At 43.8% G+C, this 26,813-nt stretch carries 19 protein-coding genes and 1 riboswitch; of the genes, 1 reads left to right on the top strand and 18 read right to left on the bottom strand.

The window, feature by feature from the left end:
* Positions 1-22 precede the first annotated feature (22 nt).
* The 17 genes from PUW25_RS11555 to PUW25_RS11475 all read right to left on the bottom strand — a co-directional run bounded on the left by PUW25_RS11555 (position 23) and on the right by PUW25_RS11475 (position 22,239).
* On the bottom strand, positions 23-1,693 hold the full coding sequence (locus tag PUW25_RS11555) for an extracellular solute-binding protein (RefSeq protein ID WP_081872762.1): 1,671 nt from the start codon (positions 1,691-1,693) through the stop codon (positions 23-25).
* A 141-nt stretch (positions 1,694-1,834) separates the two neighbouring features.
* Entirely contained in the window at positions 1,835-3,373 is a 1,539-nt protein-coding gene (locus PUW25_RS11550) for a glycoside hydrolase family 43 protein (RefSeq protein ID WP_047913806.1), read from the bottom strand.
* 254 nt (positions 3,374-3,627) lie between these two features.
* Entirely contained in the window at positions 3,628-4,614 is a 987-nt protein-coding gene (locus tag PUW25_RS11545; RefSeq protein ID WP_047913805.1) for a glycoside hydrolase family 43 protein, read from the bottom strand.
* 88 nt (positions 4,615-4,702) lie between these two features.
* Positions 4,703-5,722 (bottom strand): endo-1,4-beta-xylanase, encoded by a 1,020-nt coding sequence (locus PUW25_RS11540; RefSeq protein ID WP_047913804.1) that lies wholly within the window; start codon positions 5,720-5,722, stop codon positions 4,703-4,705.
* A 66-nt stretch (positions 5,723-5,788) separates the two neighbouring features.
* Entirely contained in the window at positions 5,789-7,342 is a 1,554-nt protein-coding gene (locus PUW25_RS11535; RefSeq protein ID WP_047913803.1) for a glycoside hydrolase family 43 protein, read from the bottom strand.
* Positions 7,343-8,296: a carbohydrate ABC transporter permease gene (locus PUW25_RS11530; RefSeq protein ID WP_205053198.1), complete on the bottom strand. Its 954-nt coding sequence runs from the start codon at positions 8,294-8,296 to the stop codon at positions 7,343-7,345.
* Positions 8,296-9,261 (bottom strand): ABC transporter permease, encoded by a 966-nt coding sequence (locus tag PUW25_RS11525; protein WP_047913802.1) that lies wholly within the window; start codon positions 9,259-9,261, stop codon positions 8,296-8,298. Before PUW25_RS11525 ends, PUW25_RS11530 begins: the two co-directional genes overlap by 1 nt.
* Before the next feature lie 140 nt (positions 9,262-9,401).
* Positions 9,402-11,078: a type 2 periplasmic-binding domain-containing protein gene (locus PUW25_RS11520; protein WP_047913801.1), complete on the bottom strand. Its 1,677-nt coding sequence runs from the start codon at positions 11,076-11,078 to the stop codon at positions 9,402-9,404.
* 118 nt (positions 11,079-11,196) lie between these two features.
* Positions 11,197-12,756, bottom strand: a complete 1,560-nt coding sequence (locus PUW25_RS11515) for a response regulator (RefSeq protein ID WP_047913800.1) — start codon at positions 12,754-12,756, stop codon at positions 11,197-11,199.
* A complete protein-coding gene (locus PUW25_RS11510; RefSeq protein WP_047913799.1) occupies positions 12,746-14,569 on the bottom strand; it encodes a sensor histidine kinase in 1,824 nt (607 codons plus the stop codon). The genes PUW25_RS11515 and PUW25_RS11510 overlap by 11 nt, the downstream gene beginning before the upstream one ends.
* Before the next feature lie 44 nt (positions 14,570-14,613).
* Positions 14,614-16,140: a response regulator transcription factor gene (locus PUW25_RS11505; RefSeq protein ID WP_047913798.1), complete on the bottom strand. Its 1,527-nt coding sequence runs from the start codon at positions 16,138-16,140 to the stop codon at positions 14,614-14,616.
* 342 nt (positions 16,141-16,482) lie between these two features.
* Positions 16,483-18,168, bottom strand: a complete 1,686-nt coding sequence (gene xynC / locus PUW25_RS11500) for a glucuronoarabinoxylan endo-1,4-beta-xylanase XynC (RefSeq protein ID WP_047913797.1) — start codon at positions 18,166-18,168, stop codon at positions 16,483-16,485.
* Between the two features lie 325 nt (positions 18,169-18,493).
* Positions 18,494-18,697, bottom strand: coding sequence for a DUF6440 family protein (locus PUW25_RS11495; RefSeq protein ID WP_238546484.1), 204 nt, complete (start codon positions 18,695-18,697; stop codon positions 18,494-18,496).
* Between the two features lie 52 nt (positions 18,698-18,749).
* A complete protein-coding gene (locus tag PUW25_RS11490) occupies positions 18,750-19,496 on the bottom strand; it encodes an ABC transporter permease (protein WP_047913795.1) in 747 nt (248 codons plus the stop codon).
* Positions 19,493-20,347 carry an ABC transporter ATP-binding protein gene (locus tag PUW25_RS11485; protein WP_047913794.1) on the bottom strand — a complete coding sequence of 285 codons (855 nt, stop codon included), beginning with the start codon at positions 20,345-20,347 and terminating at the stop codon, positions 19,493-19,495. The genes PUW25_RS11490 and PUW25_RS11485 overlap by 4 nt, the downstream gene beginning before the upstream one ends.
* A gap of 169 nt (positions 20,348-20,516) precedes the next feature.
* Positions 20,517-21,452, bottom strand: a complete 936-nt coding sequence (locus PUW25_RS11480) for a LytTR family transcriptional regulator DNA-binding domain-containing protein (protein WP_238546483.1) — start codon at positions 21,450-21,452, stop codon at positions 20,517-20,519.
* A gap of 184 nt (positions 21,453-21,636) precedes the next feature.
* Positions 21,637-22,239, bottom strand: a complete 603-nt coding sequence (locus PUW25_RS11475; RefSeq protein ID WP_205053200.1) for a DJ-1/PfpI family protein — start codon at positions 22,237-22,239, stop codon at positions 21,637-21,639.
* Between the two features lie 99 nt (positions 22,240-22,338).
* Positions 22,339-22,416, bottom strand: a riboswitch (ZMP/ZTP riboswitch).
* A 114-nt stretch (positions 22,417-22,530) separates the two neighbouring features.
* On the opposite strand from PUW25_RS11475, the gene PUW25_RS11470 reads away from it, so the two are divergent.
* Positions 22,531-23,325, top strand: coding sequence for a helix-turn-helix transcriptional regulator (locus tag PUW25_RS11470; RefSeq protein WP_047913791.1), 795 nt, complete (start codon positions 22,531-22,533; stop codon positions 23,323-23,325).
* Between the two features lie 66 nt (positions 23,326-23,391).
* Here PUW25_RS11470 and PUW25_RS11465 read toward each other — a convergent pair whose 3' ends face one another.
* On the bottom strand, positions 23,392-26,808 hold the full coding sequence (locus tag PUW25_RS11465; RefSeq protein WP_052512270.1) for a pectinesterase family protein: 3,417 nt from the start codon (positions 26,806-26,808) through the stop codon (positions 23,392-23,394).
* Between the last annotated feature and the right edge of the window lie 5 nt (positions 26,809-26,813).

Below are 26,813 nucleotides of genomic sequence, written 5' to 3'. Positions count from 1 at the left end.
TCATGGGAAAGTATAGAGCTGCTTAAGAGACCTCCGCTTCGAACCACGCATTAACTTCCGAAGTAATCTGATCTCCTCCCAGCTTGCGCCATTCTTCTACGAAGCGATCAAACTCTTCGATTGGCTTGCCAAGAATGATGTTCATATAAGCTTCAAGCTGGAGATCTCGGAGGATGATCTGCCGATCAACCATCGTGTCCGTTACCCCACCCGTGTACTGATCATATAGAAGCTGACCGTTCTTCTCATAGGAATCAGCGATGCTAAAAGCTCCTGTAGGCCCATAAGTTTGTTTCCAGCCCCAGCCACTATCTACACCTTGTGAATCGTAGGCTACCATTCGTTTGTGAATGACAAGAGCTTCATCCTTCAAGCCCGAGTAATCTCCTGTTTTCCTAGCATCGCGAATTTGTTTGTAGGCATCAATGTTTTTGTTACCCGGAAACGGAGTAACCGGTGACAGCTTCCACACCGCTCGGGAGTCATCGTTATAGTAAGTTTCATACTTTGCATGCTCACCCCAGTTTGTATCGAGATGAAGATTCATCAGCTTCACGATCACTTCAGGATGGGAGAACCCTTTTTTAACAGCGAAATATTGACCCGTATTTAAACGAAGCGGGACAAAGAGATTTCTCCCTGATTCCGCTACAATAGGGTAAGCCTGCCATTCCGCATTCGTATCGTTATCCCGGCTGCTCTGCAGTATAAAGGACGCCCACTGCTCGCCATAGAGCATGCCGATTTTTCCGTCGGAAATTAGACGCAGCTCCTTGCTTCCATTTTTGTAACCGAAATCCGGATCCAATTGACCCTCTCGATACATGGTCTGCAATACTTTCAGCGCTTCGCGGACTTCAGGTTGTATGCCGCCGTAAGCAAGCTTCCCTTCAGAATCTTTAATCCATATATTAGGAAAAGCGCCGTATCCAGCCATCAACCCGGAAGCCCCCATTACGGGATCCCATAAATAATTCGTCAGCGCCAATCCATATGTGTCGTGTTCTCCGTTTCCGTCAGGATCTCCATCTGTAAACGCTTTCGATATTCGAATCAAGTCTTCCATGGTTTCAGGTGGCTGCAGATCTAAACGCTCCAGCCAGTCCGTTCGAATCCACAGATATTGTGCAGTTTCGATCGAAGAAGATGTCTCGGGAATTGCCATAAGTTTACCGTCAATCGTGGCTGCGTTGAACGATCCTCTTCCCTCTGCCTCCAAAATATCTTTTGTAAGCGTTGAAGCATACGTATCATACACTTCGGTCAATTCTTCAATCAATCCGGCATTGCTTAGTTGCCTGAGCTGGTATGGATTGACTTTGACCACGTCTGGGAAACGTCCAGCAGCGAGGGATACCCCCAGCTTCTGGTTGTATACATCTCCACTCGCAATCCACTCATAGTGAATCCGAATGCCTAATTCATTCTCGTACAAACGGGTCCAGCGATTATCCAGCACGGTCTCATCTGGAAGCTCACTAATGATCTGTTGCAGTTCTTCTCCGGTTTCCATGACAAACGACACTTCTATCGGAGGGGAGTATTTCCCTAAACTGTATAAGTTCTGAATTTGCTGCCCATTCGACTGTATATTTTGTGGTTCTACATTCTCTTCATATTGACTTGCTGGGATGCACAGAACAATGAACAGAACGAAGGTCTTCCTTGTTATATCCTGCCATCTCATATTCATGACAACATTCCCCCAATTCAGCTGGAAATGAACACTTCTCTTGCTCTATCATCTGGAATCCCTATATTGTACAACAACTTATGCTTGCTGAGTATATAAGAAGCCGCCGTTTGGCGACTTCTTATATACTCAATCTAACGCTTAGGGCATGATTACTCGGTAATTGAAATTTGAAAAGTCGGCAGTACCACCAATTGCACTTGTTGAATACAAAAACAAACCAATTCGACAACCCATAAAATGATCTAGCTTGTAAACCATTTTATGGGAAATGCCTAAGCTCCTCCACTCCGTTCCATCCAAGTAAGCGAAAGAACACTCGTCTTGATTGTCTACAAAGTTTCCATAAGCTTTTAAGGTAACTACCGGATCTGCTACGAGAATACGGGCATACTCAGTAGCAGGCTCTTGGTCAATCAGATTTCCGAAGATGGTGGAGTCTTCACTGCTTCTAGCCTGCATAACCAAGTAAAATTGACCTTCATTTTTCGTAAGGGCAATCATACCGTATGTACCAATCAGGAAGCACAATCCGGCATAATCACCGTCATTCAGACCGCTGCCATCAAGCCTAACCGTAGTTTCGCAAGCAGGTCCCATGGAACGCTGGGTTAGCGTATTTACGGCAAAGGTCAGATTCGGACTGATCTGACCCGTCCGTACTCGATAAACGCCAGGTTTCTCGGTTACGGTCCAGAGATTGTCATTCGGGGTATGATTCCACTGCCAGATATCACGAAGACGAATTCTCCCATCCTCACCGATTTCATAATGAAATGAATCACTACCGACCAAAGGACGATAGCTATAACCGGGTCTCGTGCTCGGGATATCAATCTGTTTAGGTGCTTCACTTCCAAACTCTGGAACATGGTGATTAAAACGAATCGGTACCACGACAGGAATACGGCCAACCGCCCCATGATCTTGAAATAGCATCGCATACCAGTCACCGTCCGGTGTATCTACGATCCCCCCTTGGGCAACACCGGAGTTAAAGTAACCCATATCATCATTGAATACATCTCCACCGGTAAATACTCCTTCCAGGGAATCGGCCATGTAAAAAGCCTGTGTTCTTCGGCCAGAAGCCTTCGTTATGTGAATTAAAAACACATAATACTTCCCATCTATTTTGTAAAAGTGAGCCCCCTCGTATCCCAGGTAACTAGGCTGCTCTTCCTTTACGATGATACGCTCTAGTCCACCAGGCTTAGGTCCGGTCAGATCTGTATCTAATTCAGTTAAATAGATCTCGGTATTCCCGTGCACAAGATAAATCCGTTCATCATCGTCAAAAAATAAGGAGCAATCATGATAGAATCCCTTTACAATTTGCTTATTCCACGGTCCTGTTATAGAGGTTGATGAGTACAAATACGTTTTTCGAGTATCGTTGGCGACAAAGATGACGTAGAACATTTCCTGATGATACCGTAAGGATGCAGCCCACATGCCTTTGCCATAAATATGTTGACCGCTCTCAAGTCGCTGAGCAGGTGTGTTATCCAGTGTGTCGTAAACATGAGTGGCTACTTCCCAATGGATTAGGTCATAAGAGCGAAGGATGACGCAGCCCGGCATCATATGCATGGTTGTACTCACCATGTAATACGTATCTTCCACGCGTATAACATCAGGATCTGGGTAGTCAGCCCATATCATTGGATTTGAATACATTTTATAATTTCACCCCATTTTGTTCTGAAGAATGAATAAGGAAAAGAACAATATTCAATGTGATGTTGACCATTCTAGTGAAGAAGCTGAGTATATAAACGAAAAACCTTCTATGCCATGTCTGTATTGGCAGAGAAGGTTTTTCGGCCGTGAACGTAATTCCATGCCACTCGCTGAGACAACAAAAACTCAAGTCACTTCAGTGACTGCGGTTAACATCAGAGACTGTCAACCCTATAGAATCCGCAACACTGCTACTTTTCTGGATATGGATCAATCATTTGAATGGTGCCATCCGGATTGTACGTCAGCTCAGCAAATTTAATACAGCGTTTGTAGTCGATGCCTTCGGAGAGGGAACTATCATGATAGAACAAGTACCATTTGTCCTTAAATTGAACTATGGAATGATGCGTTGTCCAACCCATAACAGGTGGGAGAATTGTGCCTTGAAACGTAAATGGACCTGTTGGGCTATCCCCTATGGCATACACCAGCTTGTGCGTCGTTCCCGTGGAATAGGACAGATAATATTTGTCATTATACTTGTGCATCCACGGACCTTCAAAGTATCTGCAATCTTCGTTGCCAGCAGTCAAAGGCTTTCCTTCCTGATCCAATATAACGATCTCCATTGCCTCTGAAGCCATAGAGAGCATATCCTCACTCAGCTTCGCGATTCTTGGACCAAGTGCAGGAGCATCCGGTGCTGGACCGTCAGCATCCTCCTCATACTTCCCAGTCTGCCACTTCTCCAATTGCCCGCCCCATAGTCCGCCAAAGAGCATGTAGGACTGTTCATCTTCATCAGTGAAGACGGCAGGATCGATGCTGAAGCTCCCCTGAATGTAATCTTCCTCCGGCTCAAACGGACCTGCCGGAGAGGGTGATGTGGCGACCCCAATGCGAAAAATGCCTTCATGATCCCGCGCTGGGAAAAACAAGTAGTATTTTCCGTTTTTATAAGCGGCATCTGGTGCCCACATCTGGCGTGATGCCCAAGGTACATCCTTTACATGCAGTACTTCCCCATGATCCGTGACAGGTGAGTCTGGATCAGACATGGATAGAACATGGTAGTCCTCCATTTTGTACTGATCCCCATTGTCATTCACAGGTTCGTTATGATCCAGATCGTGCGAAGGATAAATATAGATGCGATCCTCGAATACATGCGCTGATGGATCGGCAGTGAATATATGAGTAACTAAAGGTTGGTGCTGGTTAGATAATTTGGACATTCCGATGACTCCTTCCAAATAATGTACAATCTTGCTCAAATCAACGATCGATGTTTAAGGATTGAAGATATTACATCAGCCCACGTTCTCATTTGAGCGAAGGAATTTGGGCAACACGTTGATAAGCTTCTTTGGGACGAAGTGCTTCATCAAACAGGAAGGGCCAGTTTTTACGTCCCCGAACAGGGAAATGATCCAGCCACGTGTAATTATCAGCAGCTCCCCAGAATGTCACGGCACTGATGTGCTCACGATACTCGTAAAGCAGTCGAAAAATAGAATCGTATCTCTCAGCCTGTAGTTCCAGCATTTCCTTTGTTGGATGAGTCAGGTCCGTACGTCTGTCTTCAAAACGAAATACAGAGACATCCAGTTCGGTGAGCTGAAGCTGCAGTCCAAGCTGAGCATAGCGTTCAATTGCAGCACGCATGTCGTCCAGTGTCGGATCGTACAAATTCCAATGCGCCTGCAAGCCAACTCCATGAATTGGTACGCCTTGATCCAGTAATGAACGGACGAGTCGATAAATACGCTCCCGTTTATGTGGATTAGACTCATTATAGTCATTATAGAATAATAGCGCTTGAGGATCTGCTTCGTGAGCGAATTCGAATGCTTTGGCAATGAAGCTCTCTCCTGCAATATCCAGCCATTTGGATGGCCGCAGATAAGCATCCTCGTTTGCATCATCAGATATGACTTCATTTACGACATCCCAGCCATAAATGATGTCTTTATATCTGCCAACGACAGTCTGTATATGTGAGCGGAGGCGTGCCAACAAGACCTCTCGATCAACTGGGCCGCCTGTCTCATTCTCAAATAACCAATCTGGTGTTTGGTTATGCCAGACGAGTGTATGTCCACGCAGCATCATGTCTTGCTCTCTGGCGAATGCAGCGATGGCGTCTGCGTCCTCGAAGGTGTACACATCCTCCTGAGGATGTACGCTGGAGAATTTCATTTCATTCTCTGCTGTCAAACTGTTGAAATGGTACGTGAGTAATAAGCGTTGACTTTCAATCGTTCTGGGATTCACTGCAGCTCCAATGTGGAACGCATCCTTGTACAATGTTCTTAGAGGTGCCTCTTCTCGTATAGAATTCATTGTATCCCTCCTCTAAATGCAATAATGAATGCTTTATGTTAGCTCATCAATCCGAATAGCCGTGAGTTAGGACTTGTATTCAAACCAGTCAAAGTGTGCAGGCGTGCGGCTTGCTTGGCCATTACCGGTGGCGTATAGTCCAACTACCGCCCCAGTGAAACACATTTTATGCACGAAATCCTCAGGAGATATTGCACGTGCAGAGCCTGATCCCAATGACATCCAGTTTATTCCATCTTCTGAACAGGACAATTGGTATTCCGTCTCTGTAGATTTGATCTGGAGTATTAGCTCTTCTGATTCCGTATCGCTCTCATGTACAATTTCGGACACTCCTCGTACTGTCAATCGGGCAAAGATCACTTTGCGGCCTTCCGATTGTCTTATGCCGAGCTCATAGTGTGCATCCTCATCCCGGCGAATGCACAATCCCGCCTCTTCTCCGTCAGCGACTGGTGCGAATGAGACGGAAGTTCTAAAACTGGCCAGAACATGCTGCTGTCTCCGCCCAACAAAAGTAATTTGACCCACATCGCTGAGGGTGGAATCTTGACCATACATGGTCAGTGAACCTGGCTTTTCTGTAAGAGAGCTCTTGCCTGCTGACGGATTACGTACGAACATCCAGTGTGGCCCAAGCTCTTCATTAAAGTCTTCTCGAGCCTGAACAGCTGTATGGCCCTCTGTTGTAGAAGGCACAGACAACGGCGTGCGCTCAACAATCATATCTAAGCTTACCGTTCCTTCATTATTATCAATATGCGGCCAGCCATCGTTCCAGATGACCGGTGCCAGGAATGTTTCCCGTCCAAGCACACTGTATCCGTCCTCTGTCAAACGAACACCTAGAAATACTGCCCACCAGTCACCCTGATGATCCTCCACGAGGTCAGCATGTCCCAGATATTGAATAGGATGATCCAAATTGCGGTGGGTCAGAATTGGCTCCGGATAGCGTTCAAATGGACCATAAGGGTTGTTGCTTCTGCCAATGATTTCGCGATGCTCCTTGGCCGTTCCACCCGAGGCAGACATCATATAGTACATACCATTGATTTTGTACAAATGCGGCCCTTCCGTCCATGGTCCGCCATCCCCGTACCAGACAACTTGGGGTTCAGTAAGCGCCTCTCCAGTCTCAATGTTGATCTCGTACTGAATCGCATGAGAATTATAATCCGCACCTTGCTGAGCGGTAACATAGACTTTGCCATCCTCGTCAAAAAACAAAGAGGGGTCTATTCCACCATAAGGAATTCGAATGGGATCTGACCACGGGCCAGCAGGATTGGTAGCTGTCACATAAAAATTGCCGATCCCTCTTACATCTGTCGTAATCATATAAAATGTACCTTCATGGTAACGCAGCGCAGGAGCAAAGATTCCGTCCGAGCTCTTCTGATCGGTCAGGTTAAGCTGGCTGACTCGATCCAGTACGTTCCCAATCTGCTCCCAGTGAATCAGATCCCGGCTCCGAAAAATCGGAACACCGGGAAAATATTCAAACGAACTGCAAATGAGGTAAAAAAATTCTTCTGCCTTCACGATACTCGGATCCGGGTAGAATCCGGGTAGAATTGGATTGGCATAACGAATTGTATGTGATTGAAGCTGTGGCATCTATTCCTTCACACTCCCTACATTAAGTCCAACAACAAAGTGTTTTTGCATGAACGGATACACGAACAGAATTGGTACAGAAGCAACAATGGTCACGGCTGCGCGAATAGAGATTGGAGTTACCTGCGTTGTAAGTTCCGCGCCAATACCGTTAGCTACGGAAGGATTACTGTTCGCATTCATACTAGAGGATAAGAGTTTCATTAATTCGTATTGCAGCGTGCTCAGCTCTTGACGTGAAGACGTGTACAGGAATGCATCAAACCACGAATTCCACGCACCTACGGCGACGAACAGTGCAATAGTCGCAAGTACCGGTTTACACAGCGGAAAAATAATTTTCCAGAAAATCTTGAATTCACCTGCACCATCAATCTTGGCTGATTCAATCAAGCTCTCAGGAATGGTGTAAATATAAGTACGAATAACGATCAAATTGAACGCACTGATCATGGATGGCAACACATAAACCCAGAAGGAATTAATTAAGCCCAGGTCCTTAATTAGAAAATATCCAGGAATAAGTCCTGCATTGAAATACATGGTCATTACAAAGATTGTCGTAATCTGCCTGCGGAAAATATACTCCCGCCGACTCAGGGTGTAAGCCAGCATAGAGGTTAAGAAAATATTAAGAACAGTGGAAAGAACCGTACGCGCAACAGAAACAAAAAACGCGTTATAAATGGTACCTGACGCAAATACGGCGTTGTAATTCTGCAAAGTGAATTCGCGAGGCCACAGATAAAGTCCTCCACGGATCGTATCGTTCCCTGCGTTAAATGAAACAACAATCGTATTTAAAAAGGGGTACAGGGTCACCATAACCAGCAAAATCATAAAGATGGTGTTAAACGTATTAAACACAAGCGGTTCAATACCCTTACTGCCTGGACGACGTACAGCTAGTGGTGCTGTATTTCCTGAACCCGATAAAGGTGTCTTTTTCATCATTATAACAGCCTCTCTTCCCCGAGCCGCTTGGCAGTCCAATTCGCTAAGAGCAGGATTGTAATGCTGACTACGGTCTTAAATATTCCTCCAGCAGTGGCGAGTGAATAGTTACCCTGCGCAATTCCGTACTTGAGTACGAAGATATCAATGGTTTCTGACCAGTCAACAACCAAACCATTCCCTAACAAATACTGAACCTCGAAGCCTGCTTCAAGAATATGTCCAGTCTGCATAATCAGCAGGATGACAATCGTAGGCTTAATTCCTGGTAAGGTAATATTCCACATTTTTTGGTAACGATTTGCTCCATCAATATCCGATGCTTCATATAGCGCAGGATCGATGGATGCAATAGCCGCCAAATAAATAATCGTATTCCAGCCGACTTCCTTCCAGATATGTGAACCCGCAACGACCCCCCAGAAATACTTTCCTTCGGTCAGCCAGAGAATAGGCTCATTTATTAAATTCAGCCTCATAAGAATATCGTTCACAATACCGTCAGAAGCGAGCGATGTCGCCACAATACCAGTAACGATAATCCATGATAAGAAATGGGGAAGATAAGAGATGGTTTGAACCGTCCGCTTCCACATCACCTTTTTGATTTCATTAAGCAGGAGCGCCAAAATAATGGCAGTAACAAAGCCTAAAATCAGGTTAATAATACTCATGGCGAGCGTATTTCGAAGCACACGTATAAAATTGTCATCCGTAAACAAGAACTCAAAATGCTTAAATCCTACCCAGGTCTGCTCAGAGAAGCTTCGTGCAGGTTTATAATCCTGGAAGGCCATTGTCCAGCCCCAGATTGGCACATAAGCAAAGGTAATGATGTATGCAAGCAGAGGAACAGACATCCAGATGAGCTGTCTTTGTGCTTTGATGTTCTGCCAAGTTATCTGCCTTATTTTCCGCTTTTTCTTCGGGTTGTGCGGTTTGGATCCCGCTACAATTTCCTCCATAATATCAAGCTCCCTATCCATCTTTATATTCGAACGAAGTACGACAGATCGACATTTCATATATGATTACAGATCATATACAGCAGCAATTTAAATCAGGAAGGAAGAAAAACTTCCTTCCTGATTATTTCATCATTGCTTTATTTCACAGACCAGTTCTCAATTCTCCATTTCAGAACTTCGTTCATACGGTCTTCATAAGCCTGGATATCCAGCTTGGAAATTTCGGAAACGTATTCATTCCAAATGCTCTCGAATTCAGAGCCATCTGCAGCCAGAATTGCTCTTGGTAAATATTTTGTAGACAACTCATTTAGCTTAGTACTTGCAATATTGGCTGGAGATCCATCAACAAGATCCACAGACCAAGCTGGATAATAAACCGGATTTTCTGGCGGTGCACTGAAGAAGTCTACATAACTGTTAAAGCCGTAAGCATCTAATACTTCCTTATCAAACGGTCTCAGACCAGCTTGATATTCTTCTGGCTGATTGCTCGCCGATGTTGCATTACCATCGCTGAAGTAGCCTTCCATTTTGGGTGCGGTTGCATAAAATGCATCCGCTTTGTTAGCCAGCTTCCAAGTCGCATCTGCGGCGTTATCCCGCTGCTCCTGTGTTCTCATGAAACGACCTTCTTCATTGACGTAGTAGTCCTCGTCCTCAATACCCCAGGTGAGTACTTTCTGCCACTCTTCTTCCATCAACTTATCCAGTGTTTTAATGATTTTGACAGGATCTTCAGCACTCACGGTAATACCGAAACCATTGTTAAGGTTAAGGGCTGCACGGTCACGATAATAATCTTTGATGCTGCTATCATAAACAAGCGGGAAGCCTACATAAGTGCGTTCGATTTTGTTTTGCGTGATCAAAGAATCTTCTGCGCTCCCGAAGTTCCAGTGTTGATCGAACATACCCAGAACTGCACCACTAGACAATTTGGCCATGTATTGATCATAGTTTTGAGCAAAAGCTTCTCTATCCAGCAGACCTTTTGCATTGATCTCGTTTAGCTTCGCGTAATAATCTTTAGCATAATCCTTGTCTGCAAAGATCTCAGCAATTCCATCTTTTACGACTACACCGCCATCATTAGGATGACCGATCAGATGCTGTGGTGCGTTCAGCAAGCCCCAGTTCTTCCAGTCGTAGTTCAAAATTTCAAATCCAATGGTTGGCTGTCCGTCAATGGTCGGATACTTCTCTTTGTATTGCTCGATCAAATCAAAATATTCGTCCAGTGTTTTTGGTGTTGGATAACCAAATTCTTTTAATACTTCTTTTTGAATCCAGAAGGCTGGTCCGCTGTAGTAAGTATCAGCTACTTCACCGTTGTACGCACCGTAGTTAGGCAGGTAATAAATATGTCCATCATTAGGATCCTTCATTTGATTCCAGTATTTTTCGTAATGTTTCTTCAGGTTAGGAGCATGCTCCTCGATCAAATCTTCGAGTGGAATGACTGCACCCGCTGCTGTTAGTTTGGTATCTGCAGAGATAAGGTCAGGATAATCTCCACCAGCAATCATTACACCCAATTTTTGGTTTTTGTCACCAGCCAAAAATTCAAACTTAAAGGAAACGCCAAGCTCATCTTTTATCTTTTTATAAATCTTGTTGTCGGCCGTTGGCTGCTGTCCGGCCTCGTTTAGAAATACCGAAATTTCTATCGGTTGGTCAGCCGCCACGTCAGTTCCTTTTTCTCCGCTGCTTCCTGAATCGTCTGCACCGCTAGAGCAAGCGGCTAGCACAACGCTCAGTGACAACAGCAGTGTTGCTCCCTTGCGGAAAAGCCTCTTTTTACTGTCCCCCATAAAGCACCTCCAAGTTTGATTCGGACTTAAATGTAAGCCCTTTCAATAGAACTATTTCATTATAAAATTCTAGCTATTAAGAAACTATATTCGAATTAAAGCTCTTTCCGAGAAAAGCTCAGGTCTTCTGCGCTACATGTATTTTCTTATACTCATTAGGAGACATGTCCACCCTTTTCTCAAATTGCTTTAAAAAATGATGGTAGCTGGAGTATCCAACTTTTTCAGAAACCTCACTATTTTTGTATTGATTCATCTGAAGCAGCTGACAAGCTTCCTGAATCCTCAGATTATGAAGCAATTCGTTGAAACCAATTCCGTTTTTGCGTATCAGTAATTGTCCTAAGTAGGCAGGATGCAGGAAGAATCGTTCCGCCAGTTTTTTGACAGTGATGCTCTCTCGGTAATGTGCATGAATGTAATCACTAATTTCTTGGGCTATACCATGTGCTTCGGAGGCGTTCTCCTTAAGCAGAAGCTCAAAGCAGACTCGCCCGCACGATTGCAGCATGCCGATCAAATCATTCAAGGTTAACAGAACTTCACCCAGATTGGGTATATCAAACAAGAGGTTGGAAGCATCTGAATCCTTCGCTAGTTGGGCTTCCATATAGGCACGAATTTCATGGAGCAGATAGATTACGAATTTACGAGCCTTATCTGGATGAACCCGCATCTGACGAAACGATTGTTCAATATAAAGGACAACAGACTGGTATGCTGCATGATCAATGAGCTCAAAAGTTCCCAATGTTCTCTCCAGTAGTTCTACCTGATTGTAATCTAATTGAAAGGCCTGATCCTTGAATTCATCATAATCTATGATTAAGTAATCAGCCCCTTCATAGAAGGCATGCAGAAGCGCTTTCTCTGCTGTCACTCGGGAATGGCTGATACGATGAAGGGAGGTTTCGGGAGCTCCAATAGCCAGAAATGCGCGAAAGCCCGCCAGATGGCGAGCCATGACCTCCAATCGCTCTCTTACCGTGTTTTCTTTGGATCCCTCGTTTACCTCGTTTACATCCTTAAACACGATAGAAACCAGATCACATTGTAAACGAATCATAAACACGGCTTGCATTCCAGTTAGACACTCTGCAGCTATGGAGCTCCACTTCCCGTAATCTTCTCCCGGAATTTGAATCAAACATACATTCCAGACATCAGCAGACTGAGACAGTTTCTCCATTATACGAGCCGCTTCTGTAGACAGATCTTTGCCCACTAGAGCGTCCTTCAACGCAATAAGTTCCTGTTCTCTTCGTGCGATCTGTCCAATATAAATCTGCTTCTGCTCTTTAATGATTTCTTCTTTCATTTGCCGAATCTCGAGCTCCGCCTGCTCCTCATCCAGTGGTTTAAGCAAATAACGGGATACTTTAAATTTAAGTGCCTTTCGAGCATAATCGAAATCACTATATCCTGTCAGAATGATAAATTTGGTGGAATGGTTTCCTCTTCGCCTCCACTCCTCAATCATCTCGAGGCCATCCATAATTGGCATATGTATATCAACCATGACTAGATCCGGATGCAGCTCTTCCATTCGTTTCAAACCTTCGGCGCCGTTAGAGCACACCCCGCATATCTCAAAACCAAGATTCTCCCATGGTATCCATAACTGCAGGCCCTCAATGGCCAAGGGCTCATCGTCAATCAACAGCACTTTAAATACCACTGTCCATTCCTCCTTCTTCACCTTGACGTTCCAACAGCTGTAATGGAATTTCAAAGGATACCTCCGTACCCTCTTCAATTTTGCTCTTCAGGTTAAATTTCACTTGATTGTCATAGTACAATTCGAGACGACGATACACATTACGCATCCCAATATTGTAGCCTCCGCTCTCTTCTTGGCTTCGAATTTGACACTGCACTTCTTTCAGTCGTTCCTTATCCATGCCCTTGCCATTGTCGGATACAACGATGCGCAGATGCTTGTCCACAATGTCTGCTCGAATCTTAACAGAGCCCGTCCCTTCTATAGCTTGGATACCATGTTTGCAGGCATTTTCCGCTAATTGCTGGATACTCATTTTAGGTATTTTATAAAACCGAGCCTCATCCGTAATTTCAATGTCATATTCAAATTTGTCCCGAAAACGGAATTTCTCAATCCCCAGGTACATAATGGTGAAACTCATTTCTTCCTCTAGCGTGACGACATCGTCCTTCCAATTCAAAAGGCGACGAAGCAGCTTGGACAGATCCTTAATAATGTCCTTGACGTCCACATAATTATTTTTGGTGCTGACCACAAGCAGTGCATTCAGCGTATTAAATAAAAAGTGAGGATTCATCTGGCTTTGCAGCATATTAAGCTCGGCGCGAATACGTTCAGCCTCCTGACTTCGTTGCTGAATTTCAAGCTTATACACGTTGTTAATTAATGACTTGATTTGAGCAGTCATCATATTAAAGTTCGTAATCAAATGACCAATTTCGTCTTGTCCACCATCGATATTGATCAGCTCAAATTTCTCGTTTCCTACCTTTTGCATATGTCTGGACAGTCGCTTTACCCGGTGATTGTAGGAACGCAGCATAATATAAATAAAAATGGAAGTAATCAGTGTAATAATACCGGCCAGCATGCCGAAATAAAGCTGCATGGATAACATGGCTTCTTTGACACGCGTTTCTTGAGGCACACCAATTAATTTCCATCCTTTTATATAACTAGCACTTCCTATCGGGACAATATGTATATCCTGATCTTCCACCTTATTCATATCAAACAATTCATATTGGCTGTCCACCTCGCCATGATACTTGTCATCCGCAGACACAATGATTTGGTTCTTGTCATTAACCAGATACATTTCCAGAGAGCTCTTCTCTCTTGCAATCACGTCATAGAAACGATTTAGGTAAAAGTCGATACGCACCAACTTCTGATAAGATCTGTAGGCATAGTAGTAGTCCATTTTTTCAATAATGCTTAAATAAGAAGAGGTCGCAGCACGATTATTCATGGCCTGGTCCCGGTAGGCAAGTACTTTTAAAGATTCCCCCGTTGCTTTCCACTGCTTATACCAGTTACTAGCATGCATCGTACTGTTCAGCACATAGTAATCCCCACCGGACACAATGGTCGGATTGTCCGTGTAAATGCCAATACGCTGAATTTGGTTATTCGTTGGAATATACGAGGTTACGCGGTGACGAAGCAGATCATCGAACGTGTTGTAGAATTCCGACTGGCCATTGTAGCCCCGATCGATGGATTCAGATAACACCTTGTCCGTGATCAAGGCATGACTGACAGCTATACCGCCATCAATCATGGTATGGATATCCTTTCGGGCCCTCTCCATTGAGATTTGCAAATTCTGCTCCTCCCGCTCCTTGATCAGCTCTGACATACGATCCATAAACAGATAATAGCTTGCAAAGATGGGGAGTAATATTCCTATGACAAATATGAGCATAAATTTATAGTTCAAAGGAATATCGTTCACGATACTACGGACTCTGAATTTTCTGAACATTTCATTATCGCCATCCTTCGCTTCATGCTTAGCTCTGCAAAGACCTACTGTAGTTTTCTATATTGCGAAGGAGCCGTACCTGTCATTCGCTTGAACTGACTAATAAAATAGTCGGCACTCAGATAACCCGAATGCACGGCAACGTCAGTAATGCTCATGTTGCTCTGACGCAGCAATCGCTTTGCTTCTTCGATCCGCTTATCATTCAAATACTCACGAAAAGTCTTACCCGTCTGCTGTTTAAATGCTTGCCCTAAATAGTTGGCGTTCATATGAAATTTCTGTGCTAGCTCCTGAAGCTGCAATTTGTTGCGGAATTCCTGATTGACGTACTGCTCCACTTGAAAAATCGTGCTGAATTCCTTTTTTTTTCGCTGTTCCTGAAGGGCTTTCAAAGCATTGAGGCTCAATATGACCCCGTACTGTTGAAACGCAGGATACGAGTTTATCCCAATAATGTCACCTGCCATTTGCTGAACTTGCTGTACAAAGCGGTCTACATCCCCTTCAAGCTCCTTTAGATGCTTAAGAATACTCATCTCAAGGGCAATCAGCTGAACTCGAACATATTCTATATCCGATACAGTCTGCTCTGAGTCAGGATTGGCTAGCATCGCATTTACTTTACCTTCCACCCTGTCCTGTTCGCCCGAAATAATGACGTCCATCACATCTGACAAAGCTTTTTGATTCACTTTAGCCATACTGTCTTTCTGAGGTAATTCCTGGTGATTCACAAAGCCGGAGCCACACTGATAGCGCTTCCATTTTAATGCGAACAAAGCTTTTTCGTAAGCTGAACGCAAAGTGTTTACTCCACTTGAATCATGTCCGCATGCCACTGTCATTAATGCTCGGTCTGAATACATTTCAACCAGATTTCTCCCCGCCGCTTCCAGCTGCTTCAGAGAATGATGCAAACCGTCAGCAAACAATCCGATGTTACCTTCCTCATCTAAAAATGGTTCGGCATAAGGGATCCCAGCGTGACTGTACAGCCATGTTTTGACTTCGTCCTTATTCGTATCCGTTGAAATTAGAAGACAGGCCATGCTCTCATGAGCTTCCATTCGAAGCGTTTTACTCACCTCGTATCGCAACTCAATGCTGTCATCACCTTGTAACAAGCGATTGAACAAACAATTTACATAGAGTGCATTTTCGCGTTGATGCACTTTGGCTGAAATCTGCTCTTCTAGAATTTTACGACGAATTAACTCCAATACGGTTTCAATCTCATCTTCATCAATCGGCTTAAGTAAGTAGTCCTCCACACGTTGCTCCAGCGCTGTTTTCACATACTCAAAACTATCGTAACCGCTTAGAATAACAAATCGAGGAGGTCTGGCAAGCACTTGTTTAGAACGGTCTATCAGTTCAAGTCCGTTCACCGAAGGCATATGAATATCTGTAAATACTAGATCTGGCTGAAGATTCTCGATCATGGCCCAAGCCGCATTTCCATTCTCAGCCTCTCCGCAAATTTGGAAACCGTATTTGTCCCAGTTCACCATAGTTCGTAATCCCTCAAGTACCCATGGCTCATCATCTACCAACAAGACATCCAGCATTCATGTTTCCCCTTTTCTATTCAATACATATGGAATTGAATTTTAAGAATCAATCATCAACAGGATAAAAATATCACACCCAAGAAAAGGTTGCTACATAAAATTATCTAAAGCTTTAATCTCATATGCAACCTACAATCCTTTAGTTCGCGACCAAATCTTTACTATTTAAACGGATTCGGAGGGATAACACCTTCTAAAATAGGGGAATGGTATTCTCTTTACTTGCTTAATAAAAAGGCGACCTTCATAAGTAGGCCGCCTTTAGCTTATTGCTCATGTTTCACTATACTTGTTCATACAAGTGGAAGATCTTTAAATTAGATCGCCGCTTTATCGTATTTATTGAACAGCTGTCACTGTAATGTTATCCACATTTGGTCCTTCAGTTCCGGTTGTTACTATTTTTAACGTATTGGTTCCCGCGTTCATGGGGACTTGAATGCTCTTCTCGCTCCAAGTTGACCAGCTTCCCGTTGCCGGGAAAGGCTCGTTGCTGATCACCTTGGTCCCATTGACAAAAATATCGAGGTTACGTGTCCCGCTTTCCAATGCATATCGGAACTTTATGTTTTTGGTACCTGTTATCGTGTTATTGATGGCATTCCACTGAATCGCAGAATCGGTGTAAGCATTAAAGTTAACATATCCGGATCCAGTGTATCCTGGATAGAGTGATTCAATAGCAGCATTAGTAAGTGTAGTCCCTGTTTCTGCTTCGTATGTGGTTCCAGTAACTGGACTCCCCCCGCCGCCAGTAATATTTGCTACAAACGTCGTTACACTTTGGGCAGGAAGTTGCGCTGTAAAGGCTCCCGACGATACGGTGATCGGTGCTCCGCTTGCCATATTGCGACTGCTATCTGTAACCCATGAGGAGACAGTAGATGCGTTTCCATTTTGCAGAACGAATTTTTGGCTTGCAGCTGAAGTGCCGCGATTAATGGCGACGATGACGACTTTGTTATCACCTTTGTAAGCGGAAACAAAAGTGTTCGTATCTGGATTTTTGGTTGCATCTACTCTGATATAGCCTGGTCGCACAAATTTGGAGAAGTGAGCCATATTATATCCACGTTTACTAATGGTGCCGTTCTCATTCATAGGACCGTACTGTCTCCGAATGTACCACCATACATAAGCCTGGAAATCTCCTTCAACCATGGCGTTGTGCATATGGTAGGATACCTCCAGTGCCTCTGGCCAACGGTCCGATGAATTGTTGTCACTGTTCGGGTAATATACTTCGGTCATCCACAGTTCCTTACCTGCACCTTTTTGCTTAAAGAGCGGGTATGCAAAATCTTTGATCTGAGTTCCATACGTATGTGCTCCTAGAATATCCATATTAGCCAGTGCCCCAGGATCATTCAGGATTGGATCAGACATGTTCTTTAGATACTGAAACGATTCAGGTGCCATAACCTTGGTGCCTTGAATAGATCCCGCATTCTCTTTCATGAAACGGAGGATTTCCTGTGGTGTCCACCAGGTCCATTCATGAGCATAATCCGGCTCGTTTTGCACCGAAATGGCGTACAGGTCTACACCATTGTTTTTCATATAAGTGACAAAGTCGTTCAGATGCTGAGCGTAAGCTGCATATTTGTCGTATCTCAGTCGTTTGGCGTTCGGATCCCCGTTGCGATTAAAGGTTTCGACCATATCACTCGGTGGGTTCCAGGGTGAAGCAAATACAATGGCTCCTTGCTCAATCGCTTTTTGTGCGGTAGGAACCTCTCTGTACCAATTATTTCTATTCTCATCTACGTAGATTCGTAGAATCGAAAACCCAAGCTGATTCGCTCCATTACCAAAGGCAGTTTCACGCTGAGCTGGTGTCAGGTCACCGATCCAGGCGGGATGGTTTATTCCTCCAAATCCTTTAATGAGCTGTTTCTCAGAGGACAAATTAATGTTAGCATCGCTAGCTGCTGTCACCTGTGTTGGAGTTACAATCAGAGGTAGAGCCGTTAAAAATGCCAATAAAATAAGGACTGATTTTTTTATGTTCACTCTCAATATCATCAACCTCCTTAAAATGATCAAACAAATGAAAGCGCAATCAAAAATATACAACCCATTCATCATTTAATAGAATACCTACCTATCACTTCCTTTCGAAAAGCTATATAGATGGATTTATTTGTAAATATTACTCTATTCTTCTTTCAGTTAATACCGGACATATTATAGTAATTTCGTGTTAGGCAGATCCGATCAAGAAAAATAAAGAACCACAAAGAGCCAAGGCCCCTAGTGATTCTTGTAAAGTTATTACTTTTGTTCAAGAAGACCGACGATGAGCTTTACTGCTTCTGCATGATTGCCGTTTGGATTCATGTCGAAGATATTATTGATCCGTTCCTTCTACTGGATCGACAATCACTTTTCCATCCGCATCCAATAAAGGGGTAAGGCCACTGCCTTGCGGATTCCATACATGAAGATAATTCACACCAGTTTGACGATCCACCAAAATATAGAGCAAGCCATGCTGATAATTTTGTACCAGCTTTTCTTCAAAACGTTTATCCCCTTTTTTACTAAACATCATCTACCACTCCTCAATAAATTTTTGTTATTCATGACATAAACCATTAATATCGTTAACGATCCAGTCCATTCTTCTTGTAAGCATACACAAATACGACGATAGAAATGATGAGCCAGCCTAAGAGCACACTAATATCTCTCAAATTCCATTGGTAACCACCATCAGCAAATATACTATTGGTAAAGTTCGTTAAGACACCTGTGTAAGTGTAGTTTAATATGTTTGACAAATCCTCATGGAACAGCTTGACTGCAGGGACAGAAGTTAGTATTACTGTAATCGGCATCGTTACAAGCGCTGTCTGTGCCTGGTTATTCGCAAATATGCCTACAATGTATCCAATAATCAGGCTTATAAAGCTGGCAGCCGTTGTCATCAACAAGAAGCTTCCAAACTGCACCTCTGCGAATGAAGTTCCACTCACCGGAATCATCAGAATGTTAACGATTATGAGAATAAATAAGGGTGGCAGCAAAGTTCCGATGAGGTACTCTACGCCGTTTACTGAAGATGTCATGAGTACTCTTAACGTGTTTTTTTCTTTTTCTTCTGCAAGTGGACTGCTGCTCATGGAGATGCCAGCGATGGCGATATTAAAAACAATCCCAAAGCTTAGCACAAATGCATTCGTTGAGAACGTCAACCCTTCGCTGCTTACGTTCAAATCCGGTAATAAACTTCGGGTGGCAAACACAAAGCATAGGGCAAGTATAGGTGCTAATATAACACCTGTATTATTGATAATGGTCTGAAATTTCATTCCTGTAATGGCTCTTATTTTTCTTAATGAAATGTTCAATGTAGTTCCCTCCCCGTCAATTCCAAGAAGACTTTTTCAAGTGTCGGTTCATTAGAATGTATCGTAACAAGCTGATCATCAGCCATCCATTGATTTATTCTTCGGCCTGTTTCTTCGGAATGCGGTAGTGTCAGCTCCTTCTCATCCTTTAACAAAATGCGATAGCTTTTATTCTGATTGTACTTGAGACATAACGCTTTTGGGGTCCCATACTCTACAATCAGACCATCATTTAGCAATGCAACATGATCACACAAGGTCGATGCTTCTTCCATATTATGAGTCGTTAGAAAAATAGCCGTCCCTTTCTCTTTTAACTCGATTAGTAATTCATGCACAGAAATTGCTGTACTCGGATCTAGCCCGCTTGTAGGTTCATCCAAAAAGAGCACCTTCGGCTGATGCAGAATCGCTCGTGCGAGAACTAAGCGCTGAGTCATGCCCTTCGATAATTTGCCGGCTGGTTTATGCTTGTGCTCCAATAAACCAACTCTCTGTAGGAGAGAATCTACATGTTCTTTCTTGACCCCCAAAATTTTGGCGAATAAATTCAAATTGCTGTACACCGACATTTTTTCATAAATGCCACTATGATCTGTAACCATACCCATCTGTTCATAACTACGTTCATTCATTTGTTCAACTGGCTTACCTAACACGATGGCTCTTCCTGAAGTTTGTGCTAATTGTCCTGTCAATATTTTGATCGTCGTTGTTTTCCCTGAACCAGAAGGTCCAAGAAAGCCAAAAATTTCTCCTGACTGTACTGAAAAATCGAGCCCTTTCAGAGCAGACTCGTCTTTGAATTTTTTGGATAATTGTTCAGCGTAAATCACCGTATTTCTGTCCATTCGCTCTTCTCTCCTCCGCTAATATTGAAAGATGATGATGTTGTCCTTCTGTACTCTAATTTAACGAATGGCAGCAAAAATGTCGTAAAATAACGCCGAACGGTAATGCAAACAGCTCAAATGTAACAAAAAGAGGCCGAAATGTACTCATTCCAGCCTCAAATGTACTTTAAATTTCAATTAATTGTTTCATTTCCTCCAGCCGGCTGCGGGAGAGGGGAAGCTTCACATCCGAATTCCCTTTCAAGATCAAGGTATAACTATTTTTAGAATAACTGATCAATTCAGACACGCGCTGCAAATTGACTAAAAAAGATCGGTGACATCGGAAGAAACCAAATTTAGTTAACTTCTCTTCCAGTTCGTTCATCGTTAAATCCGTCGGGAAGTAATCCTCATCGATGCGAATATTACTTACACTGTTGATGCTCTCGATATAATCAATTTCGTCTGGACTAAAAAAGATCGTCTTATCTGCCAGCTTGCTGCTGACCTTGAATACATTGTTTGGCGTAAATTTAATGCTCTCATTCTGTTCAGATGTAACAGGGATCGGTTCATTGACAAGGTCCGTTTTCTCAAGTCCCATCAATCGGTTATATCGATATATATCACGGCTTAACAGCAATAACTCTTCTATAGAGTTCGATGTAATTAAGGTGGCCGTATGATGTGAACGAAGATATTCCAGTGCCGTTAAATAGAGCTCGATTCCTTCGGCTGTTAGATTATGGAGTGGATTCTGAACTAATATTATATCCGCGCGGAATAGAAACATGCGAAATAAGCTGACCCTCTTCTTCTGGTCTTCTGTCAATTTCTTAATCTTTGTCCGCCAAACATCGGATAGAGAAAAAGCGGCAATATATTCTTCTAATGGATGAGGAAAATAGGCGATCCGTTTAAAAAACGTTAAGTAGCTGTAGACCGTCAGCGTATCGTATAAGCCATCATCCTGGCTGGCTGCTAGAATGGAACTCGTTTCTCTCCGAATCGACCCACTTGTTGGCTGAAGCTTCCCCGAGATTAGATCAAATAGCGCTGCACTTTCTTCATTGGACATTTTGATGCCGATATGTGAGTCACTCTCAATAACGAGCTCCATATTTTTTAACACCGTACGATTTTCAACTTGCTTCATTACTTTTTCTAAAGAGATCAAAGGCATTCAATACACACTTTCTTTTTCGTATTTTAGGATCCATAACACTCTGACTAATACGATTCCGTTACTGATAAAGTTCCCAAAAGAAGAGAAAGAATAGCTTAATACGACTGAAGATTACAATCTAAGCTTCGTGCAACTTATATACATCACTCAGTTTACCTGCCTGATAATATGGATATTCAAGCTTCTTCTGTACAAGTCGTGCCGTAGCTTCATTTGTAAGCCACTCGATGATATATAAACCCAAATCGATAGAGGCCGTCACCCCACCGCCGGTTATTACCCTATCATCCCTAACGACGCGTGCTTCAATAACTTCCTCGCAGTACGGAGCCAGCAAATCGTAAGCCGAAGAGTTGGTGGTGGCTCGTTTTCCTTCAAGAAAACCTGCAGCTCCCAGCAATAACGCACCTGTGCAGACAGACACCTTATATGGAGCATTCTCGGCAGTCCGGATCCAATCGATAAAAGCCTTGTCATTCCGAAGTTCTCTCGTCACCATTCCTCCAGGGACAAAGACAAGATCAAACTTGCTTAGATCCGGACCTACTTCATTCACCTTCATCGTTAGTCCCCGATCATCTGTTACTTCTTCCCTGTCCGAACAAAAGGTCCATGATACGTTCTCTTTCGCCTTTAATATGCCTAACCAGGTGATAGCCTCGTAAAATCCAGTAAAGTCCATGCTTGTCATGCCGTTGAAAAGTACAAATCCAATCTTCATTTGTGCACCCGTCCTTTTCTTATTTGTTAAACAAAAAAAGTATCTGATGTAAGATCAAATACTGTAGAAGACAGAACCATAAGCTTTGATCTATATCAAATACTCCGCCCAGGCGTACGGCATGACAATATGCGCTTCCTCGTGGAACTCCACGTTACGCCAGTTACGCATATCCGATATCATGATTATATCAATACTTGAATTAAACTCAAACACATGATATGAAAATAGACATATACCACATAATGCAACCCCCAGCAGTCTAATACTGCGCAAATCGGAGGTCATGTCATGATACCTTTTTATGAAATTCGTGCTGGTGATTTGATTATTAAACATAATGCGAGACAGCTCACGTTTCCTGCTCATCTGCATGGACATATCGAAATCCTGTATGTTTTCTCCGGTAAACAGCGAATACAAATAAATGAAAGCGCATACGAAGTGCAAGAAGGCGAGGCAGCGTTAATATTACCGGACATTGTACACAGGTACTATAGAGTTGGACAGGATCCCGCAGACGCCATGCTGATTATATTTAATCCTCGTATCCTTGGAGGTATCTTTCCTGATCTGATTCAATTTCAACCGGCTACACCTTTAATATCGAGAGCCAATATTCATCAAGATGCAGCTTATGCTCTCAATCAAATTGTCAAAAGCGAGGATTTTGCTGCAAAATTGGGGTTTACTTATATCATCATGTCACATCTTCTTCGCCAAATCGAACTCACTGAGAGGCCGCGAATACCTGTCCAGGACATGTCTAAAAAAATTATGGAATACTTAGCTAATCACTTTACCGAGCCGATTACACTAGATTCCCTTGCTGCTGAATTCTCTGTCAGCAAATACTATATCTCTCGCATCTTTTCGGAACGGATAAAAATGAACTTCCGAAATTATCTTGCCCTTCTCCGTGTCGAATACGCTTCAACGTTGATTCGTACCACAGACGCATCCTTTACGACCATTAGCAGCAATGCTGGATTTGATAGTCAACGAACCTTCAATCGAGTATTTCAGAGCATATACGGCATGACGCCGAGAGAGTTTAGAAATAACGTTACAAAATACCTGAAATGAATCAGCATGAATAAAAGCAAAGGAGTGCCTATTAAGATAGGCACTCCCTTACTTCGATTAATGTAATCAGTGTTCAACAGTGACGGTTACATTCGCAGTGGTTCGATTACCGGCATCATCAGCAGCCTCATACGTTATTGTATACACTCGCCCTGAACCAGCGCCTGAACGCTCTGCCCTTAATTCAAATTCAAAATCTGAAGTACCATATTCTGCTCCCTGAATATCATTATTCGTGTTTCCGTCGCCTTTTCCATTGTCAGGTTCATTGCTGGTAATGGATACGAGAGTGATGGAAGCTATTCCAGATTCCTCATCGGTTGCGTTAGCAGTGACTCGAATCGTCTCCATTCGATGCCCTCTTGCCTTGAGGACAGGCTTATCCACTTCAAGCTGTAGAACAGGGGGCAATTCATCCTCGCCGAAGACAAATTCGATCTCATAGATTTTGACGCCTCCGTCCTGAGAAGTTACATGGATAACCGCACTTCCAGGAACGTTCTCTGCTTGCTCGATCGAAATGACAGACTTCTCTGATTGAGCTGTAGCAGTAACGATTGGGATCTCACTTTGGGCTTCCAGCTCAACTTGGTAATCAGTCACCTGAGGATCAAAATCAGGTACAGCCACACCATCCACATTCAATGCTTCCAGCTCCCGATTACTATTAGCCAAGTCAATTGAATCAACCGGGTTCCAGCCATCACTTCCACTCAAAATGTTAGCCGGCGTATACCATGCCGCCTCTTCAAGTGTTAACTGCTTAGTCCAGCGATATCTGCTCTTCGGATTGGCTCCAGGTCCATAACTCGCATACTCGCCATAACGTGCAGTGGCTTCATTATTCACATTGCCCCAGTTATTCCAGCCTTCTGGAGATATATGCTCACCAAGGTAGCTGTTCACGTAAATAACATTGGCATCAGCACGCCATGGTCTTCCCAGTGTTACTCCTGTTACGCCTGGATCTGCTGTAATCCGGCTATTAATGAATACATAACCTGGCTTTCCTGCACCAGTCGAAGCCGCCGTGACATAACCATTACGGAGACTATGGATGTCACTATTTTCAAATACAGCAGAAGCATTTCCAAATATGAAATCTACAGTTCCCTCGATATAGCTGTCCTTATAATAATGACGTCCATTATTAGCGTATAACGTATCCTGATGTCCTCGCAAGCTGACATCCCGGAATACGAGTCGATCTGCATTGGCATATAACGCGACTGCCTGGCCCGCATCAATGCCTGCATCATTTTGTATAGTTAACCGCTCCGCTGTGAAATCATTCGCCAGAACCCTGAAGCTATAACTGTTGGAAGTTCCCAGCGGGTTCCCATTCCCATCTAAGGTGCTGGCAGAGTCTCCATAGATCAGTATCGTGCCTTCTCTGCTTTCTCCGATTACACGTATATTGATTTTATCGGATGGTACACTGATTTTCTCCCGATACGTGCCGTCTTTAATTTTAATTACCGTCTGAGCCGGACTGTTGCTTGGGACCGCATTAATGGCATCTTGCACATTAGAATATTGTCCGGCGTCGTCTTTAGCAACTACAATCACCTGTGCAGGTACCTCTTTTAAGGGAATAGAGGAAGCTCCCTCCCCCGCAGCGTTTGTAGCCGTAACAATATAGTAGTAAGGAACCCCATTCGTGAGTCCGCTGTCCGTGTAGCTTGTCTCGGTTAGATCGCTTACAATCAGCTCATATGGACCATTCTCTGAACTGCTCCGTTTGACAGAATAATATGTTGCCTCTGAGACGGAATCCCAATTCAGTACCACACTCTCGGCTGCCGGTTCAGTTGTCAATCCAGAAGGTGCTGCAGGTGTGCCGTCGATAGCAGATGGACGGATGCCTACGGCTGCTGAATCGAGACTACGCGAGTGGTCGCTCACTGCAGTGACTCTGTAATAATACGGAAATCCGATCATGAGTCCGGAATCAAGATACGTAGATTCGGATACGGTTCCAATTAATTGATAGGGACCTTCCGAAGTATCGGAACGACGCACTTCATAAAGTGACGCGCCATCTAACCTCTCCCAATGGAGCTCTGCTCCATTAGGCAGCGGTGCTGCTGTAACCGTTGGGGTCGATAGATGATCTGTAGGTGTTACTGTTACCGCTTTGGAGTTGTCACCTTCTCCACCAATGCTTACCGCAGAAATGACGTAATAATACGTCGTTCCATTATCCAATCCACCGTCTCTGTAGGAGGTTGTGGTTATCTTCGATGCAACCGTCTCAAATGGACCTTCCGGATTCGTGCTTCGCTTAATCGTATAGCTGATGGCATTCTCAACACCCTGCCAATTTAAATCAGCTTGCGCGCTTCGAGCGGAGATCATAATTCCCGCGGGTGGATCGGGTCTGATGGCTGCCGAGGAAGGAGTTACTGTCACTTCATTCGAAGAGCCACTCTTTCCCGTTGATCCCACTGCAGTCACGACGTAATAATAAGTTGTATCATTCACCAAGTCCTCATCAATATAGGAAACATCAGTAATTCCACTCGCAACAGTTTCATAAGGACCGCCTTCTGTCATGCTCCTCTTGACAGTATAAGTAGAAGCGCCTTCAGCAGCCGTCCATTGGAGCTGGGCTTTTTCGTTGCCGGGTACTGCAGTGAGTCCCTTCGGACTCTCTACCGGCTCTACATATACTTTAAGATTGTCATAGTAGATCGTTCCTTTACCCGTTCCTGGCGTTTTGGTAGAGATCCGGCCTATTCCTGAAGCTGTCAGATCTGCTTCAAGTGGCGCATCATCTGCCACTAGCTGATTATCTAGATAAATATCTGCAGTCTTCGCTGCTACGTTCGTCACTAATCTCAGGTTGTACCATTGATTATTAACTAAAGGATCGGCGAGTTTGTAATCTGCTCCATTTCTTTTGTAAACCAATGTGTAATCTGGCTCTGCAACAGGCGCTGTTGGTTTGCGTAATTGGATGGACAAGGCCGTTTTGCTTCCTGTCTCGTCCTGAAGATTGAGAACGGTTGCGGTACCTGGCCAGCCTGGAGAGGTCATATCGACTTCCAGAATAAACTTACCCTTCTGCGGTGCAAATTTGCGTAAAAACTCGGTACTTCCGACCGCATTATCGTATAGTAAGAGGGCTTTGTCTGATCCATTACCAGTGGTATCGGAAGGGATGTCCTTAACCACTACTATATGATCCGTGTCCTGCGGATTCGGCATAAATGTGTATCCAGTTGGAGTTGTATCGACAGCCGTGTCCTCAAAATCCTCATTAACATAATAGACCGTTCCCTGTTCTCCCTCTGGTGTTGCGCTTTCTTCACTAGAATTAAAGCTTGTGCCACTGCTATTCTCTACCGTCGTGTAATCTCTGCTGACTGCCGGCAGTCGTTCATCTTGCACAGCAGGTGCTGTTTCCGCAAATGTCATGCCCGTTAATGAAGTCATCATGAGCATAGATGCAGCGAGTAATACTGACACTATTTTTTTCATAAACT

Source organism: Paenibacillus urinalis, from assembly GCF_028747985.1.
GTDB classification, from domain to species: domain Bacteria; phylum Bacillota; class Bacilli; order Paenibacillales; family Paenibacillaceae; genus Paenibacillus; species Paenibacillus urinalis.
The sequence above is the reverse complement of the archived record's forward strand: the minus strand, read 5'-3'. Positions and strand labels throughout refer to the sequence as shown.